Here is an 18,170-nt window from a genome sequence, read left to right as displayed (position 1 = left end):
GCTCGAGCGGTCAACGCCGCCTGAATAGAAAAAATCGGATCGACATGCGGTCGATCAGCCCCACTTCGACATATGCTGCGGCTGCAAAGGCGGCAGAATACCAAGAGCAAGCGCGAGAGAATCCATGGCTTTTCTATTCAATTCCGATGCGGAACGGGCGAAGATCTTCGCAGCCGCCTTTGCACGTGAACTGCCCTCCCTCCCCTTCATCGCCGATGCCGCCAGCGTCGACCCGGAAACGGTCAAATATCTGATCACCTGGACGGCGCCGGCCGATCTCGGCCGCTATCGCAACCTCGAAATCCTGTTCTCGATCGGCGCCGGCGTCGATCAGTTCCCGCTTGCCACGCTGCCCGAGAACGTGAAGCTCGTCCGCATGGTGGAAGACGGCATTGCCAGGATGATGCAGGAATATGTGACGCTCGGCGTGCTCGCACTGCATCGCGACCTGCCAGGCTATATCGAGCAGCAACGCGCGGAGAAATGGATCGTTCGGCCGGTCCGCCAGGCATCCGACCGCCGCGTCGGCGTGCTCGGCCTCGGTAATCTCGGCCTTGCCGTCCTCGAGCGCCTGCGCCCGTTCGGCTTTCCGCTTTCCGGATGGAGCCGCTCGCCACGTGCCGTCGAAGGCGTCACCTGCTTTCATGGTGCTGACCAGTTGCCGGAATTCCTGGCGGCGGTCGATATTCTCGTTTGCCTGCTGCCATTGACGTCGGAAACACGCGGCATCCTGAATGCCGATCTGTTCAGGGCCCTGCCGCAAGGCGCTGGCCTTGTACATGCCGGCCGGGGCCAGCAACTCGACGCGGCAGCCCTTATCGATGCGCTCGATAGCGGCCACCTCAGCGGCGCGGTTCTCGACGTCACCGACCCGGAACCGCTGCCGGCCGAACACGCGCTCTGGTGTCACCCCAGGATCATTCTGACGCCGCATATTGCCAGCGCCACCCAGCCGGAAACGGCGGCACAGACAGTCATCACCAATATTCGCCGCCACGAGGCGGGACTTGACCCGATCGGTCTCGTCGACCGCAGCCGCGGCTACTGATCATCATCGCGAAAGGAATCCCATGTCCCTGCTGAAAACCATCGACCCCGCGCCGTCCTTCGAGCCCAGGCAGTCCAAAGCCCTGCCGGAGCGGCTGATCTCGGGAGATCCATCCTTCAAGACCTGGGCCCAGGACAGCGCCCGTGAGGGGATGATCAACACAGGCGTTTGGGAAGCGACCCCGGGCGAAAACCATTCTATCAAGGGTGAGACCTTCGAATTCTGCCATATCCTTCAGGGCGTCATCGAATTGACCGAGGAAGGCTGCGCACCGGTAACCTATCGCGCAGGCGACAGCTTCGTCATGAAGCCGGGCTACAAGGGTGTGTGGCGGACGATAGAGACTGTTCGCAAGATCTACGTAACGGTCACCTGATGACCTGCCTCGCGGACCTTCCGGTCTTCGAGGCGCCGAATCTTGCACTGAAACGCCAAGGGCAAACGGGATATTCCATCGCGACATTGCAAGGACTCGATGGAAACTGCCAGGACGCAGCCGATAGACTTGAGCGACCCTGCGGCAAGGAACAGCCATGACCCTCAGTTTCGACCCAGATTCGCTCGAACTTCCAAGCGGACACTTCATTGATGGCCGCTATGTGGAGGCACGCGGCGAATTGACCATGCATCGCCCTTCGGACGGGGCTGCTTTCGCGGAATGCCCAATCGCCGGAAAGGATATCGTCGACCATGCCGTCGCGGCGGCAAGCAACGCGCTGAAGACGAGCGGCTGGGCGACACTTCGACCGCGTGAGCGGACCAAGGCCCTGGTGCGGTGGGCCGACCTCATGGAAGAGGAAGCGGTGAAACTTGCGCGACTGGAGGCGGTGTCCTCGACCCGCCCGATCGGACAACTTATCGCCGGCGATGTCGCGATCACCGCCGAACAGATCCGCTTCTTCGCCGAATTCGCCGACAAGGAAGGCAGCGACCTCGTGCCGACCGACGGCAACAGCCTCGGCATGATCATGACCGAACCCTATGGGGTCGTGGGTGCGATCACGCCCTGGAACTTCCCGATTTCCATGGCCGGCTGGAAGATCGGTCCTGCGCTTGCGGCCGGCAACGCCATCGTGCTCAAACCATCCGAGATGACGCCGTTTTCGACGCTCTATATGGCAGAGTTGTCGGTGCGTGCCGGTATTCCGGCTGGCTTGATCAACATCGTCCTCGGCGACGGCCCGACGACGGGTGCTGCGATCACCGGCCATTCCGGCATCGGCAAGATCAGCTTCACCGGCTCGACGGGGGCCGGTTCGGCGATCATGGAGAATATCGCCCGCACCGGCGTGAAGCCGATGACGCTGGAACTGGGGGGCAAGAGCCCGCAACTCGTCTTTGCTGATGCCGATCTCGATCTGGCCGCAGAGGCGATTGCTCGCAACATTCTCTCCAATGCCGGGCAGGCCTGCGTCGCGGGTTCACGTTTGATCGCCGAGCGCTCGATTGCCGAGCCTCTGGCGGAAGCGATCCTGACGCATATGCGTAGTATCAAGCCCGGTCCGACCTGGGACGAGCAAAGCCAATATTCCCCGATCATCTCGGAGCGCCAGATCGGACGGATCGATAGCCTCGTGCAAGCCGCGATCGATGCCGGTGCGGAATGCCTGACCGGCGGCGTGCGGCTGGACCATCAGGGCTATTTCTATGCCCCGACGCTGCTTGCCGATGTCGACCAGAATTCGCCCGCTGTCACCGAGGAGATTTTCGGGCCTGTGCTGACGCTGCAGACCTTCGAGACGGAGGAGGAAGCGCTTTTGCTTGCCGATCATCCGACATACGGGCTTGCGGCGGGGCTGTTCACGCGCGATCTTTCCCGCGCCGTTCGCGTCACGCGCCAGCTTCAGGCGGGAACCATCTGGGTCAACCGCTACGGCCGTTCGCGCGACCATATTCTGCCGACCGGCGGCTATAAGAGCTCCGGCATCGGCAAGGACCTCGGCCGCGACGCCTATCTCGCCAATCGTCGGAGCAAGTCCGTGCTGATCAACATTTGAGGACCTGACATGAAGACCTATAAAATCGCTCTCATCCCCGGAGACGGCATCGGCACGGACGTCATCGCCGCCGCATGGCAGGTCTTGGAGAAAGTGGCGGCCAAGGCGGGCTTCGGACTTCAGCCGACCAGCTTCCCCTGGTCCTGCGCCTACTACAAGGAAACGGGCGCGATGATGCCGGCTGACGGCATTGCGACGCTGCGCGGTTTCGACGCCATCCTGCTCGGCGCCGTCGGCTGGCCAGCCGAAGTCCCCGATTCCGTTTCGCTTCATGGCCTGCTGCTGCCGATCCGCAAGGCCTTCGAGCAATATGCCAATATCCGGCCGCATCGTCTGTTGCCGGGCGTCGAAGGACCGCTGAAGGCCCGTGACTTCGACATCGTCTGCATTCGCGAAAATACCGAGGGCGAATATTCCGGCGCCGGCGGGCGCGTGCATCAGGGAACGGCTAACGAAGTCGCCGTCGAGACCTCGATCTTCACCAGGGCGGGCGTGGAACGCATCCTGCGCTTCGGCTTCGAGCAGGCCCGCGCGCGGCGCGGCAAGCTCGCTTCCGTCACCAAATCGAATGCGCAGAAATATTCCATGGTCTTCTGGGACGAGATGACCGCGCGGCTGGCTGCCGAATATCCCGATGTCAGCGTCACGAACTACCATATCGACGCCATGGCGGCGCGCATGGTGATGGCGCCGGAAAGCCTCGACGTCATCGTCGCCTCCAATCTGTTCGGCGATATCCTGACCGACCTTGGCGCCGCCATCCAGGGTGGCCTCGGCTTTGCCGCCTCCGCCAACCTCAACCCTGACCGCAGCGCGCCGTCGATGTTCGAGCCGGTGCACGGCTCCGCCCCCGATATAGCTCATCTCGGCATCGCCAATCCGATCGCCGCCATCTGGTCGGCCGCGATGATGCTCGATCATCTCGGCGAAAAGGCAGCGGCGACCGAGATCATGGATGCCATCGCCGCTGCGACAGAGGCCGGTATCGGCACGGTTCCCGGCAAGGACAAGACCGACGCAATCACCTATGCTGTGCTGAACGCACTCGCCTGAACGACAAGGAAGCGACACTAATGGACCTCAAGGACAAGAGCCTGTTTCGCCAGCAAGGCCTGATCGGTGGAACCTGGCGCGACGCCGCCTCCGGCAAGACCGTCGATGTCATCGATCCGGCAACGCAGGCCGTGATGGGCACCGTTCCCGATATGGACGGAGCTGAAACCCGCGCCGCCATCGACGCCGCCAATGCCGCCTTCCCGGCCTGGCGCGAGAAGACCCATGCCGAGCGCGCCTTGCTGCTCGAAGCCTGGTTCGATCTGATGATCGAGAATTGCGACGATCTCGGCCTGATCCTGACGACCGAACAGGGCAAGCCGCTCGCTGAAGCATGTGGCGAAATTCGCTACGGCGCCTCCTTCGTCAAGTGGTTCGCCGAGGAAGCACGCCGCATCAACGGCACGACCATCCCCTCACCGACCCGCGACCGGCGCATCGTCGTCCTCAAGCAGCCGGTCGGCGTCTGCGGCATCATCACGCCGTGGAACTTCCCGAATGCGATGATCACCCGCAAGGTGGCGCCGGCGCTTGCAGCCGGCTGCACCGTCGTGATCAAGCCCTCCGACTTCACGCCCTATTCGGCACTGGCGCTTGGCGTTCTGGCCGAACGGGCGGGCATTCCCGCCGGCGTCATCAACATCGTCACCGGCATGCCGACCGAAATCGGCAACGAGCTTATGCACAACGAAACGGTGCGCAAAATCTCGTTTACCGGCTCGACCCGCGTCGGTGCGCTCCTGATGCGCGGCGCGGCCGACAACATCAAGCGGCTTAGCCTCGAACTCGGCGGCAATGCGCCCTTTATCGTTTTCGATGATGCCGATCTCGATCTCGCCGTCGAAGGCGCCATCGCTTCCAAATTCCGTAATGGCGGCCAGACCTGCGTCTGCTCGAACCGTATCCTGGTGCAGGACGGCGTCTATGACGCCTTTGCCGACAAGCTTGCGGCTCGCGTTTCCGCCATGAAGGTCGGCCCCGGCACGCAGGCCGGCGTCGATATCGGCCCGATGATCAACGCGGCCGCCATCGACAAGATCGAACGCCACGTCAGCGACGCCGTCGAAAAGGGCGCGAAGATCATCGCCAAGGCTTCGAACCTGCCGGAGGGCCGTCAATATGCCGCCCCGGTGGTGCTCTCGGGCGCAACAACCGACATGCTGCTTGCCAGCGAAGAGACCTTTGGGCCGGTCGCACCGCTCTTCCGCTTCAAGACTGATGACGAGGCCATCGCCATTGCCAACGGCACGCCGTTCGGACTGGCCGCCTATTTCTACACCGAAAGCCTAAAGCGCTCCTGGGCAGTTGGCGAAGCACTGGAATTCGGCATGGTCGGCCTCAACACAGGTGCCATTTCCACCGAAGTCGCCCCCTTCGGCGGCGTCAAGCAATCCGGACTTGGACGCGAGGGCTCGCAATATGGCATCGAGGAATATCTCGAGATGAAGACCTTCCACATCGGCGGGCTTGCCTGACATATCTGCCAGAATGGGGCGGCGGTGAAAGCCGCGCCCTAAACTGACTTGCAGAACGGACATCGTAGCAACTTCTTTGCCAGTAGAAGTTCACGCCTTCAGAAGAAGGCCCGACGCTAAGGCTTGAAAGGTCTCGACAGCCCTGGGCAGCACATGCTGCGGATCGTCGCTGGCGGCGACCCAGAGCGCGGCATTGAGCGCGGCGCCACTGAGAAGCCGGGCTGCCGCCTCTGCGTCGACCGGTTTCAGGGCCTCCTGGGCGATAAGACGCTCCACTGTCTGCTTGGTTGCCTGAAGGCAGCTGCTTTGGCTGGGCCATTTCGACGGATCACCCAACACTGCGGGTCCATCGAGCAGAACGATGCGTTGGACCTCCGGAACAAGCGCCATCTCGATATAGGCCGCGCCTTCGGCAAGCAGGCCTTTCCAATCATCGCCCGCGAGAACGCCGATCTCTTGGGCGCGCGACGCCATTTCCGAGTCGATCTGATCGACGACCGCCGCCAGAAGCCCGCGCTTATCACCGAAATTATGATAAAGAGCGCCCCGTGTCAGACCGACTTCGGCGGTCAACTCATCCATCGAGGCGGCCGAATATCCCTTTTCGGCAAAGGCCCTTCGTGCCGCCGCGATCAACTTGGCACGGTTCTCCTCCATCGTCTCGACACGTCGTTTTGCCATCTCGCCCTCAATTTCATATACGCTGCGTATATAGATTTGACATACGGGCCGTATATGGTTATTTCACATACGTACCGTATATCAGATGAGGCGGCGGCCTGTGAAGCTCACAGTTCGTGCTGCGCTTGTCTGGCGCCTGTCAACATCGATGAAGAAAGATCAGGAATGACCAAACGCGAAGCAATCTTCCCCGCCAACCGCCATGCCCTTTACGAGGAACATGGCTATTCCGCTGCCATTCGGTCCGGAGACCTCCTGTTCGTGTCGGGGCAGGTCGGCAGCCGTTCCGATGGGACGCCCGAACCTGTTTTCGAACGCCAGGTGCAGTTGGCCTTCGAAAACCTCAAGGCAACGCTGCACGCGGCAGGCTGCACGTTCGATGACATCGTCGATGTCACGACGTTCCACACCGACCCTGAAAACCAGTTTCCAACAATCATGGCCGTCAAACAGACGGTTTTCCGCGAGCCGCCCTATCCGAACTGGACCGCAATCGGCGTGAACTGGCTCGCCGGCTTCGATTTCGAGATCAAGGTCATTGCCCGCATCCCAGCGAAGGCCTAATTCCGGAAATTTCCGGCTACTGAAAGCGGTCGAGTGTCTTGTAATAGGCGCCGACCAGCGGCAGGAACCAGGGCTTGCCGAAATGTCCCGGGACGGCGGGCCAGGCGAGGTTCTTGACGGGATTGCGATCCGTCTTACCCAGGATGGCATCAGCGATCATCATGCCCATATGGGTCGCCATTTGCGCGCCATGGCCGGAATAGCCCATCGCGTACCACAACCCATCGACATAGCCGGCGCGCGGGAAACGGTCCTTAGTCATGTCGACCAGACCACCCCAGCAATAATCGATTTCGACCTTGGCCAGATGCGGAAAGATCTCGGCAAGGCCGGCGCGCAGGATTTCGCCGCTCTTGCCGTCCGAGCGCTGATCCGACGTCGCGGAAAAGCGTGCCCGGCCGCCGAATATCAGACGATTGTCCGGAGCAAGCCGGAAATAATTGCCGATATTGAGCGAGGTGACGCAGGTGCGATTGCCGGGCATGGTCGCGCCGACCTCGGCCTCCGTCAGCGGACGCGTAGCGATGATGAAGCTGCCGACCGAGATGATACGTCGGCGGAAATAGCTGAAAATGCTGGGTGTATAGGCGCCGGTCGCCAGGAAAACGTTGTCGGCCGAAACCTTGCCGCGCACGGTCGTCAATTCATGCCGGCCGCCATTGATCTTCCTGTCGGTCACAGCCGCGTTCTCGAAGATCGTGGCCCCATGACGAACCGCCGCCTCGGCAAGGCCGACCACATAGCGGCCCATATGCATCATGGCGCTCTTCTTGGAGAGCATCGCCCCGTGAAACGCGGTAGATCCGACTTCCCTTTTGAGATCATCAGCCGTCAGCAGCGCGGTATCCGGATCGATCTCGCGATTGACCGCCTCGAAATTCTTGGCGATCCCCTCGAAATGCGCCGGCTTGGATGCGAGCTTCAGCTTTCCGGCGCGACGAAAATTGCAGTCGATCGCTTCCTCGGCAACGATCCGCTCCACAGTATCGACAGCGTCGTCGAAGGCGCGATAGAGCGCCTTTGCCCTCTCGACCCCGAGCTCGGCCTTGGCGGAGATGAAGCTATGGGCGAGGCCGTTGTTGAGATGGCCGCCATTGCGGCCAGACGCGCCGGAGCCGACTGTGCCTGCCTCCAGCACGACCACTTTTGCGCCGGCTTTGGCAAGCTGGAGTGCTGCCCCCAACCCGGTAAAGCCGCCACCGATCACCGCGACGTCGTAGTGACCTTCGAGCGGCGCCGTGCTCTGCTTCTCAAAGCGCGGGGCTGTGTCGTGCCAGTAGGACTTGAATTGCATGGCGGCCTCTCCCGTCAGAGCCCGACAACGCCGGGCAGGCCGGAGATATCCTTGATTTCGGTATATTCATAGTAAGGGTTGGCGGGCTCGTGGCCGCGATTGACCCAGACCTTGTGCTTGATGCCGAGATCGTAGGCCGACATCAGGTCGTAGCGGAAGGACGAGGAGCAATGCAGCACGTCTTCCGGATTGCAGCCGAGCATGTCGAACATATATTCGAACGCCTGGAAGCGCGGCTTGTAGGCATTGGCCTGCTGCGCGGTGAAGACCGCATGGAACGGCGCGCCGAGCTTTTCGACATTGTGCATGATCTGCTCGTTCATGGCGTTGGAGAGGATGACCAACGGAATTTCCTTGGCAACCTTGGCAAGTCCGGCCGGAACGTCGGCATGCGGTCCCCAGCTCGGCACCGTCTCATAGATGGAGCGGGCATCCTCGTCGCGGAAGGTGACGCCGTTCTTGCGGCAGGTGCGCTCTACGGAATTGTGGATCACCTCATTATAGGGTTTCCAGTCCCCCAGAATTTCATCCAGCCGGTAGGCGGCGAAATTCTTGATGAACTGCGCCATGCGCGGCTGGTCGAGCTCACCACCATAAATCTTCTGGGCAGCCTCGGCCATCTGGAAATTCGTCAGAGTGCCGTAGCAATCGAAGGTGATGTATTTCGGCCGGAACGTCGTCATGTCTTGGATCCTTGCAGGGTGCCGCGCAGGCGCTTGATGATATGAAGACATCATAGGCAGCCTTTCTCCATCGGTTCACCGCATTTGCGCCGCCGAGAAGCAGAAAGTTTTGTATCCGCGCTCCGCTTTGGCAGAGAGTTGCGTACATGACCCTTCGGCATTGCCGATAACCGGGCAATAGGACGTTCAAAAGCACCCCGTCGGCTCAAATGGCCAGCATAAGATGCGGCGGGCATGCCGGCGAACGGTGGAAGATATTGCCGGAATGCTCTCGTCAGGACGATCTTCTTCCGTTGCGGGTCTATCAAAAAAGGAAAGCAATGAATGGGAGACACAGCCTGTGCAGGCAACCGCGATCGACCTTCGCCCCCTCGACCAATCTCACCTTCAATCGGCGCTGGCGCTGTCACGTCAAGCCGGGTGGCCGCACCGGCTGGAAGAGTGGCAGATGCTGCTGGAGCTCAGCAACGGCCTCGTGGCCATCGAGAACGAAAAGGTCGTTGGGACGATCTTCGTCACGCCCTATGGCAATCAGATCGCCACCATCAACATGGTGATCGTCGATGAATCGATGCGTGGACGCGGCATTGGCCGGCGCATCATGCAGGCGGCTCTCGATATCGTCGGCGAACGGGAGTGCCGACTGGTAGCGACAGCCGATGGCCTGCCGCTTTACGAGAGTCTCGGCTTTCGGAAGACAGGCACGATCGTCCAGCACCAGGGAATGCTTGCTGCCTGCACCGCACCGGAGACAATCGAATGGGCGACAGAGGCCGATCTCGATGAGGTCGTAGCTCTCGATCGTGTCGCCTATCCTGCGGATCGCAGTGGGCTCATCCAGAGCTTATTTCGGGCGGGCCGACTGGCGGTTCTGCGCGAATCGGGAGTGATTCACGGTTATGCTGCCTGGCGGCCTTTCGGTCGCGGCGAGCTTTGCGGTCCGGTGATCGCGGAGACTGCCCAGGCTGCGGAAGACCTCCTCCGCTTCCTGTTCGCGGCCAGGCCCGGTGTCTTCATGCGCGTCGATACCGGGGTCGAAACCGGCCTTGCTTCGTTCCTGACTGAGCACGGCCTTACCCATGTCGGCGGCGGCATTCCGATGCGCCGGACACCTTCGTCCGCTTCCTTACCCGTTCCAAGCGTTCACACATTTGCCCTGGCCAGCCAGGCTTTGGGCTGAAGAGAGATATCATGCTGAGCAATTCCCTCATCGAACTCGACCGCGCCCACCTCGTTCACCCCGTTGCCTCCTATCGCGGCCATGAGCAGGCCGGCGTCCGCGTGCTGAAATCCGCCAAAGGCGCAACCGTCACCGATGCCTCGGGCCACCAGATGCTCGACGGCTTTGCCGGCCTGTGGTGCGTCAATGCCGGATATGGCCAGGAAAGCATCGTCGAGGCCGCTGCGCGCCAGATGCGCGAGCTGCCCTATGCCACCGGCTATTTCAGCCTTGGCTCCGAACCGGCCATCCGGCTGGCGGCCGAACTCGCCGAGCGAACGCCCGGCGATCTCAACCACGTCTACTTCACGCTTGGCGGTTCCGACGCCGTCGACAGCACGGTCCGCTTCATCCGCTACTACTATCACTCACTGGGCAAGCCGACGAAGGACCAGTTCATCTCACTCGAACAGGGATATCACGGCTCGTCCACCGTCGGCGCGGGCCTGACGGCGCTTCCGGTCTTCCACGCCGGCTTCGGCATGCCACTCGACTGGCAGCATAAGATTCCGACACACTACGCCTATCGCAACCCTGTTGGCACCGATCCGCAGGCGATCATCGCCGCTTCGGTCAAGGCGCTGCGCGCCAAGGTCGAGGAAATCGGCGTCGAGCGCGTGGCTGCTTTCTATGTGGAGCCGATCCAGGGCTCAGGCGGCGTGCTGGTTCCGCCGGCCGGCTGGATGAAGGCGATGCGCGATGTCTGCACCGAACTCGATATTCTGTTCGTCGCCGACGAAGTCATCACCGGTTTCGGGCGCACCGGCCCGCTGTTCGCCTGCTCGGACGAAGGCATCGTCCCCGATCTGATGACGACCGCCAAGGGCCTGACCTCCGGCTACGTGCCGATGGGCGCCGTCTTCCTGTCGGAGAAAGTCTACCAGACGATCGCCGACGGTGCCGGCGCGGCCGCGATCGGCCACGGCTATACCTATTCCGCCCATCCTGTCAGTGCCGCGGTCGGCCTCGAGGTGCTGCGCCTTTATGAGAACGGCCTCTTGGAAAACGGCGTGAAAGCGGGTGCGCGGCTGATGGCCGGTCTTCAATCGCTCTCTTCGCATCCGCTGGTCGGCGACGTGCGCGGGCGCGGCATGCTTGCCGCGATCGAACTGGTGGTCGACAAGGAGCGCAAGACGCCCCTGCCCGCAGCGGCCGATCCCTCGCGACGCATCTTCGATCGCGCCTGGAACAACGGGCTCGTCATTCGAGCCTTCGGCAACGGCGTTCTCGGCTATGCGCCGCCGCTCTGCTGCACCGAGGCTGAGATCGACGCGATCGTCGAGCGCACCGCCAAGACGCTCGACCAGACGCTGAACGATCCTGATGTTCGCGCGGCCCTCGTCTGAGCGCACGCGGGACATTTCGCCATTGGCCGGCGCGCTTCGCATCGGCCGATGGGCGGGATGAGCGAAATACCGCTTTGCCGCCATATTCGCAATTTTGTGCCGCCACAGCTCTCCCATTCAGAGAATCCGGCGAGCCTTAGCTGCGAAACTGAAATGGCTGAAGGTACCCAAAGCCCGAAAAACCAAGGTTTTCGGGAGATACAAGAAAATCCTCGGCAGTATGGGAACAGCATATTCTTCTGCATTCAGCCGAGGCGACCAGAATTGGTCGCATTCCATCGAGGACAGACACTTGGTTAAGAGCTTAGCGGATTTCAAATATTTGACCTTCGACGTCGTCGGGACCCTGATCGACTTTGAGGGCGGCATCAAGGATTGCCTCGCCGCAATCGCAGCGGAAAAGGGCGTCTCCGTGGACGGTGAAGAAGCGCTCGCGCTTTATCGCGCTGAGCGCTATTCCGGCGACGCAGGATTGTTTCCTGACGATCTGGTTCGCGTCTATCTCGCTATCGCCCCGAAGCTCGGCCTGCCGGCGGAGCAGAAATATGGCGAACGCCTGCGCGATTCCTGCCAGGATTGGAAAGGCTTTCCCGATAGCGCCGAAGCCCTCAAGCGCCTGTCCACGCGTTACAAGCTGATCGCCATGACGAATGCGCGCCGCTGGGCTTTCGAGCATTTCTCCAAGGAACTCGGCAACCCGTTTTATGCCGCATTCACCGCCGACGATACCGGGACGGAAAAGCCCGATCCGGCCTTTTTCGAACAGGTCTTCGCCTTTGTCGGCAAGGAAGGCGCATCGAAGGACGACATCCTGCATGTCGCACAGAGCCAGTATCACGATATCGGCATCTCACGGCAGCTCGGCATGACCAATTGCTGGATCCAGCGGCGCCACGCCCAGAATGGCTATGGCGGCACGATCGAGCCCAAGGAATTCACCAAGCCCGACTACCATTTCACCTCCATGGCAGGGCTTGCCGACGCAGTGGAGGCAGTGAAGGCCGCCTGACACAGTGATACCCGGAATTGATCCCGCAGGAAAAGACGGGACGCCAAATCGACCTTAACAACAAGGGGAACGCAATGAACGACAAGATCACGAATTGGACCAGCGCAGACGATGCCATGGTCGAGAATGCCATTCGCCGTGGCGCGACCCGCCGCGATCTCCTGCAGATGCTGCTCGCCGGCGGTGTCGCAGCCGTTGCAGGCGGCGCGATCTTCGGACGTGCCTCGTCAGCTCTTGCTGCCACCCCGGTTTCGGGTGGTGCACTGAAGGCGGCCGGCTGGTCTTCCTCGACCGCCGACACGCTCGATCCGGCCAAGGCATCGCTCTCCACGGACTATGTCCGCTGTTGCGCCTTCTACAACCGCCTCTCCTTCCTCGACAAGGCCGGCGTCACGCAAATGGAACTCGCCGAAAGCATCGAAAGCACCGATGCCAAGGTCTGGACCGTCAAGTTGCGCAAGGGCGTGACCTTCCATAACGGCAAGAGCCTTTCCTCGGCCGACGTCGTCTATTCGCTGAACCGCCATCTCGACCCGGCCGTCGGCTCAAAGGTCAATGCGATCGCCAAGCAGATGACCGGCATCAAGGCCGTGGATCCGCTGACCGTGGAGATCACCCTTGCCAATCCAAATGCCGACCTTCCGACGATCCTTGCCATCCATCACTTCATGATCATCGCCGACGGCACGACGGATTTCAGCAAGGCCAACGGCACCGGCGCCTTCGTCTGCGAAGTCTTCGAACCAGGCGTTCGTTCCCTCGCCACCAAGAACAAGAACTACTGGAAGCAGGGCGGTCCGCACCTCGACTCCTTCGAGTTCTTCGCGATCGCGGACGATTCGGCGCGCGTCAATGCGTTGCTCTCCGGCGACATTCATCTCGCCGCTGCCGTCAACCCGCGTTCCATGCGACTTCTGGACGGCCAGCCGGGCGTGGCACTGTCGAAGACCACCTCCGGCAACTACACCGACCTTAACATGCGTCTCGACATGAACCCCGGCAGCAGCAAGGACTTCGTCACGGGCGTCAAATATCTGCTGAACCGCGAGATCATCCAGAAATCGGCATTGCGCGGCCTTGCAGAAATCGGCAACGACCAGCCTGTGCCGCCGGCCAGCATCTACCACAATGCCGATCTGAAGCCGAAACCTTTCGATCCGGAAAAGGCCAAGTTCCACTTCCAGAAGTCGGGTCTTCTCGGCCAGTCCATTCCGGTGGTGGCGTCGGAAGCGGCGGGCTCTTCCATCGACATGGCGATGGTGCTCCAGCAGGCCGGCGCAGACATCGGCATGAAGTTCGATGTCCAGCGCGTGCCGTCCGATGGCTACTGGTCGAACTACTGGCTGAAGGCGCCGATGCATTTCGGCAATATTAACCCGCGTCCGACACCGGATATCCTCTTCTCGCTGCTCTATTCTTCCGACGCGCCCTGGAACGAAAGCCAGTTCAAGTCCACGAAGTTCGACAGCATGATGCTGGAAGCCCGCGGTTCGCTCGACCAGGCCAAGCGCAAGGCAATCTACGGTGACATGCAGGTGATGATCGCCGAAGATGCCGGTACCGCCATCCCGGCCTATATCTCCAACGTCGACGCGATCTCCTCGAAACTGCACGGCTTGGAAGCCAACCCGCTCGGCGGCATGATGGGCTATGCCTTCGCGGAATATGTCTGGCTTGACGCTTGATCCCTGCCTTCGTGCCCGACCGGTGGTGTTTCGACGCCACTTGTCGGGTACATTGCCGTATGCTCGGCACATTCGTTCTCACGATGGGGATATGATATGAACCGCCACGTTCTTTCTCTCGTGCTCGGCCGTGTGATCGTGGCCTTGATCACGCTACTCATCGTGTCCTTCACGGTGTTTGCCGCAACCGAAATGCTGCCGGGAGACATCGCCCAGATCCTGCTGGGCCAGGCAGCAACCCCGGAGGCGGTCGCAGGCCTGCGCGCCGCAATGCATCTGAACGATCCGGCAATCCTGCGTTTCGTGCGCTGGCTCGCCGGCCTTGCCACCGGTGATCTCGGCATTTCCTACGCCAACAACATGCCGATCGCAGACCTGATCGGTTCCCGGCTCGGAAACTCGCTGAAGCTTGCTGCCGCCACTGCGCTGTTTTCGGTTCCGATTGCGCTCACGCTCGGCATTACCGCTGCCATGCTGCGCGGCTCGCTCTACGACCGCATCGTCACGGTGGTCTCGATCGGCGTCATTTCCGTGCCCGAATTCATGGTTGCCACATCGGCGGTGCTGATCTTTGCCGTCTATCTCAAATGGCTGCCGGCGCTTGCCTTCGCCAATGAAATCCATTCCTTCTCGCAGATGCTGCGCGTTTTCGCGATGCCGGTCATCACACTCAGCTTCGTGATCTCGGCGCAAATGATCCGCATGACCCGCGCGGCCGTGATCGAGACGCTGAACACGCCCTATGTGGAAATGGCCCTGCTCAAAGGCGCCTCGCGCCGGCGTATGGTGTTGAAGCATGCGCTTCCGAACGCGCTCGGCCCGATTGTCAACGCGGTGGCGCTTTCGCTTTCCTACCTGCTCGGCGGCGTGATCATCGTCGAAACCATCTTCAACTATCCGGGCATCGCCAAGCTGATGGTGGATGCCGTCGCCACCCGCGATCTGCCGCTGATCCAGACCTGCGCGATGATCTTCTGTCTGGTCTATCTGCTTCTGATCACCATCGCCGACATCATCGCCATCATGTCCAATCCGAGGTTGCGCTGACCATGGCCCTTACCGCGTTCACTCCCCGCAAGCTCGGCTTCCGCTTCAACATCGTCGGCATGATCGGCCTTGGCGTCATCCTCGCCTGGGCGCTGATCGCCATCTTCGCGCCGCTGCTGATCCCCTACCCGATCGGCGATATCGTCGACTTCGACTACTTCGGGCCGATCTCGGCGAAGTTCTGGCTGGGGACTGACTATCTCGGCCGTGATATCTTCTCCCGTATCCTGATGGGCGCACGCTATACCGTTGGCATCTCACTTGCCGCCGTCTGCATCTCCTGTTTCACCGGGGTTGCGCTCGGCATGATTGCGGCCGTGACAGGCGGCTGGTTCGACAGCGCACTCAGTCGCTTTCTCGATGCGCTGAACTCGATTCCCAGCAAGCTGTTCGGCCTCGTGGTCGTGGCCGGCGTCGGCTCCTCGATCCCGGTACTGATCATGACGCTTGCCGTCATCTATACGCCGGGGGCCTATCGCTTCTCGCGGGCGCTCGCGGTCAACATCAACACCATGGATTTCATCACGGTCGCCCGTGCTCGCGGCGAAGGCGGGCTATATCTCATCCGCTCCGAAATCCTGCCCAATATCCTCGGGCCGGTTATGGCGGACCTGGGCTTGCGCTTCGTCTTCATCGTGCTGCTTCTGTCGGGCCTCTCGTTCCTTGGTCTAGGCGTGCAACCGCCGAATGCGGACTGGGGCGCGCTGGTGCGTGAAAACATCGGCGGCCTGCCCTTTGGTGCGCCGGCGGTGATCTTCCCGAGCATAGCGATCGCCAGCCTGACGATCAGCGTCAACCTGCTGATCGACAACCTGCCCCAGAAAATCCGAGACCGGAGCAATTGATGGCCAAGCTCGTCGAAATTCGCGACCTGAAGGTCGAGGCCAAAACCGACTCCGGCCGCCTGGTCGAGATCATCCGTGGCGTGAGCTTCGATATCGAAGAGGGTGAGATCGTCGCCCTGATCGGCGAAAGCGGCTCGGGCAAGACGACGATCGCGCTCACCCTGATGGGTCACGCGCGGCCGGGATGCCGGATCAGCGGCGGCGAGGTTCTGCTTGCCGGCAAGGACATGGCAAGCCTGCCGGAAAAGGCGAGAGCCCGCATTCGCGGCACCGAAGTCGCCTATATCCCGCAGAGTGCCGCTGCCGCCTTCAACCCGGCGCAGACCATCATGGAGCAGGTGATCGAAATCACCCGCATTCATGATCTCATGCCGGCGGAAGAGGCAAAGGCCCGCGCCGTCGAACTCTTCAGGGCCTTGAGCCTGCCGAACCCGGAGACGATCGGTTCGCGCTATCCGCATCAGGTGTCCGGCGGCCAGTTGCAGCGTCTTTCGGCTGCGATGGCGCTGATCGGCGACCCGAAGCTCGTGATCTTCGACGAGCCGACGACCGCGCTCGACGTGACGACGCAGATCGAGGTTCTCCGGGCCTTCAAATCGGTGATGAAGAAGGGCGGGATCGCCGGCGTCTACGTCTCCCACGACCTCGCGGTCGTCGCCCAGGTCGCCGACCGGATCGTCGTGCTGAAGGGCGGAGAGGTCCAGGAAATCGGCAAGACCGAGCAGATCCTTTCTGCCCCCGCCCATCCCTATACGTGCCAGTTGCTCGGCGCTTTCGAACCCAAGCTCTACGCCTCCCCCGCGCCGACCGATCCACAAAAGACGCCGGCCCTGCTGGAGGTCACCGATATTGTCGCTGGCTATGGGCCGATCCTACCGAACGGCCTGCCGACGGCAACGGCGCTCAAATCAGTAAGCCTCAAGCTCGAAGCCGGCCACAATATCGGTGTCATCGGCGAATCCGGCTGCGGAAAATCGACCCTTGCCCGCGCCATAGCGGGGATCCTGCCGCCGGTTTCCGGCGATATCATCTTCGACGGCAAGCAGCTTGCTGCCGACGCCCGGCAGCGCCAGCGCGAAGAACTGCGCAAGCTGCAGATCGTCTTCCAGTTCGCCGATACGGCGCTCAATCCGGCCAAATCCATCGGCGATATCCTCGGCCGGCCGCTCTCCTTCTATAGCAATCTCGGCGGCAAGCAGCGCGAGGCGCGCATTGACCAACTCCTCGACATGGTTCACCTGCCGAGAGCCATCAAGCACCGGCGCCCCCCGGAACTATCCGGCGGCCAGAAGCAGCGCGTCAACCTTGCCCGCGCACTCGCAGCCGAGCCCAAGCTCATCCTCTGCGACGAAATCACCTCAGCCCTCGACACAGTCGTTGCCGCCGCCATCATCGACCTTCTCAAGGAGCTGCAGCGCGAGCTCAGCCTCTCCTACGTCTTCATCAGCCATGATCTGTCGACGGTGCAGGCTATCTGCGACGAGATCATCGTCATGTACGGCGGCGAGAAGATCGAGCAGCTTGCATCCGCCGATCTCGCCAACGGCGCCAAGCATCCCTATTCCAAGCTGCTCTTCTCCTCCGTGCCGAAGCTCGACATCGGTTGGCTGGACGGCCTGGAGCAAGATCCCGAACTGATGCGGGCTTTCGCGAAACGCTGACAGGCGTTTCGCACGCCGGAAAGACGTCAGACCGGAAACAGGCTGGTCAGCGGCATATGCGCCTTGACGATCGGCGATTTCAGCACGACGAAGCTGAAATACTTATCGATACCGATCTCCATGTCGATCAACCGTTCCATCGTCGTCTGGTACTCAGCAATGCCGGCGGTGACGAACTTCACCAGATAATCGTAGCCACCGGAAACGAGATGGCATTCGACAACTGAATCCACTTTTTCGACCGCCGCGAGGAAGCGGGCAAAATCGATCTGGCGGTGGTTCTTGAGCGTGACTTCGGTAAAGACGGTCAGCGTCTGCCCGAGCTTGGCGATGTTGATCTGCGCCGAGTAGCCGGCGATATAGCCTTCCGATTGCAGCTTCTTCACTCGCATCAGGCAAGGGCTAGGCGAAAGATTGACGAGTTCGGCCAGCTCGACATTGGTGATGCGGCCATTCTTCTGCAATTCGTAGAGAATCTTGATGTCGATCCGGTCGAGCTTCATCGGCGTGCTCCCCTCTTATCGGCAGCGGCACGCCGCCATACGGAATAATCTTCCGTCATT

The 18,170-nt window shown here is 61.3% G+C and carries 17 protein-coding genes; 13 read left to right on the top strand and 4 right to left on the bottom strand.

Features of this window, described 5'->3' with window-relative positions; translation table 11 throughout:
* The first annotated feature begins 124 nt into the window (after positions 1-124).
* The 5 genes from AB6803_RS02585 to AB6803_RS02565 all read left to right on the top strand — a co-directional run bounded on the left by AB6803_RS02585 (position 125) and on the right by AB6803_RS02565 (position 5,573).
* Positions 125-1,048, top strand: a complete 924-nt coding sequence (locus AB6803_RS02585; protein ID WP_371107389.1) for a 2-hydroxyacid dehydrogenase — start codon at positions 125-127, stop codon at positions 1,046-1,048.
* Positions 1,049-1,070: 22 nt separating this feature from the next.
* Complete coding sequence (locus AB6803_RS02580) at positions 1,071-1,424, top strand: cupin domain-containing protein (RefSeq protein WP_371107388.1); 354 nt, start codon at positions 1,071-1,073, stop codon at positions 1,422-1,424.
* Positions 1,425-1,581: 157 nt separating this feature from the next.
* On the top strand, positions 1,582-3,045 hold the full coding sequence (locus AB6803_RS02575) for an aldehyde dehydrogenase (RefSeq protein ID WP_371107387.1): 1,464 nt from the start codon (positions 1,582-1,584) through the stop codon (positions 3,043-3,045).
* Positions 3,046-3,054: 9 nt separating this feature from the next.
* Entirely contained in the window at positions 3,055-4,098 is a 1,044-nt protein-coding gene (locus AB6803_RS02570; protein WP_371107386.1) for a tartrate dehydrogenase, read from the top strand.
* Positions 4,099-4,118: 20 nt separating this feature from the next.
* Positions 4,119-5,573 (top strand): NAD-dependent succinate-semialdehyde dehydrogenase, encoded by a 1,455-nt coding sequence (locus AB6803_RS02565; RefSeq protein WP_371107385.1) that lies wholly within the window; start codon positions 4,119-4,121, stop codon positions 5,571-5,573.
* A gap of 90 nt (positions 5,574-5,663) precedes the next feature.
* On the opposite strand, the gene AB6803_RS02560 is transcribed toward AB6803_RS02565, so the two are convergent.
* Positions 5,664-6,254, bottom strand: coding sequence for a TetR/AcrR family transcriptional regulator (locus AB6803_RS02560; RefSeq protein ID WP_371107384.1), 591 nt, complete (start codon positions 6,252-6,254; stop codon positions 5,664-5,666).
* Between the two features lie 165 nt (positions 6,255-6,419).
* Here AB6803_RS02560 and AB6803_RS02555 point away from each other — a divergent pair, with 165 nt between their 5' ends.
* Positions 6,420-6,818, top strand: a complete 399-nt coding sequence (locus tag AB6803_RS02555) for a RidA family protein (protein WP_371107383.1) — start codon at positions 6,420-6,422, stop codon at positions 6,816-6,818.
* A gap of 16 nt (positions 6,819-6,834) precedes the next feature.
* Here AB6803_RS02555 and AB6803_RS02550 read toward each other — a convergent pair whose 3' ends face one another.
* Together AB6803_RS02550 and AB6803_RS02545 are read right to left on the bottom strand one after the other, a co-directional pair.
* Positions 6,835-8,112 (bottom strand): NAD(P)/FAD-dependent oxidoreductase, encoded by a 1,278-nt coding sequence (locus tag AB6803_RS02550; protein ID WP_371107382.1) that lies wholly within the window; start codon positions 8,110-8,112, stop codon positions 6,835-6,837.
* 14 nt (positions 8,113-8,126) lie between these two features.
* A complete protein-coding gene (locus tag AB6803_RS02545; protein ID WP_371107381.1) occupies positions 8,127-8,795 on the bottom strand; it encodes a haloacid dehalogenase type II in 669 nt (222 codons plus the stop codon).
* Positions 8,796-9,135: 340 nt separating this feature from the next.
* Here AB6803_RS02545 and AB6803_RS02540 point away from each other — a divergent pair, with 340 nt between their 5' ends.
* The 7 genes from AB6803_RS02540 (at position 9,136) to AB6803_RS02510 (ending at position 17,607) form a co-directional block, all read left to right on the top strand.
* A complete protein-coding gene (locus AB6803_RS02540; RefSeq protein WP_371107380.1) occupies positions 9,136-9,975 on the top strand; it encodes a GNAT family N-acetyltransferase in 840 nt (279 codons plus the stop codon).
* Between the two features lie 11 nt (positions 9,976-9,986).
* Positions 9,987-11,360: an aspartate aminotransferase family protein gene (locus AB6803_RS02535; protein ID WP_371107379.1), complete on the top strand. Its 1,374-nt coding sequence runs from the start codon at positions 9,987-9,989 to the stop codon at positions 11,358-11,360.
* A gap of 292 nt (positions 11,361-11,652) precedes the next feature.
* A complete protein-coding gene (locus AB6803_RS02530) occupies positions 11,653-12,369 on the top strand; it encodes an HAD-IA family hydrolase (protein ID WP_371107378.1) in 717 nt (238 codons plus the stop codon).
* Positions 12,370-12,443: 74 nt separating this feature from the next.
* Entirely contained in the window at positions 12,444-14,054 is a 1,611-nt protein-coding gene (locus AB6803_RS02525) for an ABC transporter substrate-binding protein (protein ID WP_371107377.1), read from the top strand.
* A 96-nt stretch (positions 14,055-14,150) separates the two neighbouring features.
* The gene (locus AB6803_RS02520; protein ID WP_153364247.1) at positions 14,151-15,101 is read left to right on the top strand and encodes an ABC transporter permease; all 951 of its coding nucleotides are present in this window, start codon (positions 14,151-14,153) and stop codon (positions 15,099-15,101) included.
* A gap of 2 nt (positions 15,102-15,103) precedes the next feature.
* Positions 15,104-15,946, top strand: coding sequence for an ABC transporter permease (locus tag AB6803_RS02515; protein ID WP_371107376.1), 843 nt, complete (start codon positions 15,104-15,106; stop codon positions 15,944-15,946).
* Positions 15,946-17,607, top strand: a complete 1,662-nt coding sequence (locus AB6803_RS02510) for an ABC transporter ATP-binding protein (RefSeq protein WP_371107375.1) — start codon at positions 15,946-15,948, stop codon at positions 17,605-17,607. The genes AB6803_RS02515 and AB6803_RS02510 overlap by 1 nt, the downstream gene beginning before the upstream one ends.
* A gap of 26 nt (positions 17,608-17,633) precedes the next feature.
* Here AB6803_RS02510 and AB6803_RS02505 read toward each other — a convergent pair whose 3' ends face one another.
* Positions 17,634-18,110 carry an Lrp/AsnC family transcriptional regulator gene (locus AB6803_RS02505; RefSeq protein WP_007697831.1) on the bottom strand — a complete coding sequence of 159 codons (477 nt, stop codon included), beginning with the start codon at positions 18,108-18,110 and terminating at the stop codon, positions 17,634-17,636.
* Between the last annotated feature and the right edge of the window lie 60 nt (positions 18,111-18,170).

It is taken from the genome of Rhizobium sp. RCC_161_2, assembly GCF_041355235.1.
Taxonomy (GTDB): Bacteria; Pseudomonadota; Alphaproteobacteria; order Rhizobiales; family Rhizobiaceae; genus Rhizobium.
Note: the sequence above shows the minus strand (reverse complement) of the source record. Positions and strands in the feature narration are given on the sequence as shown.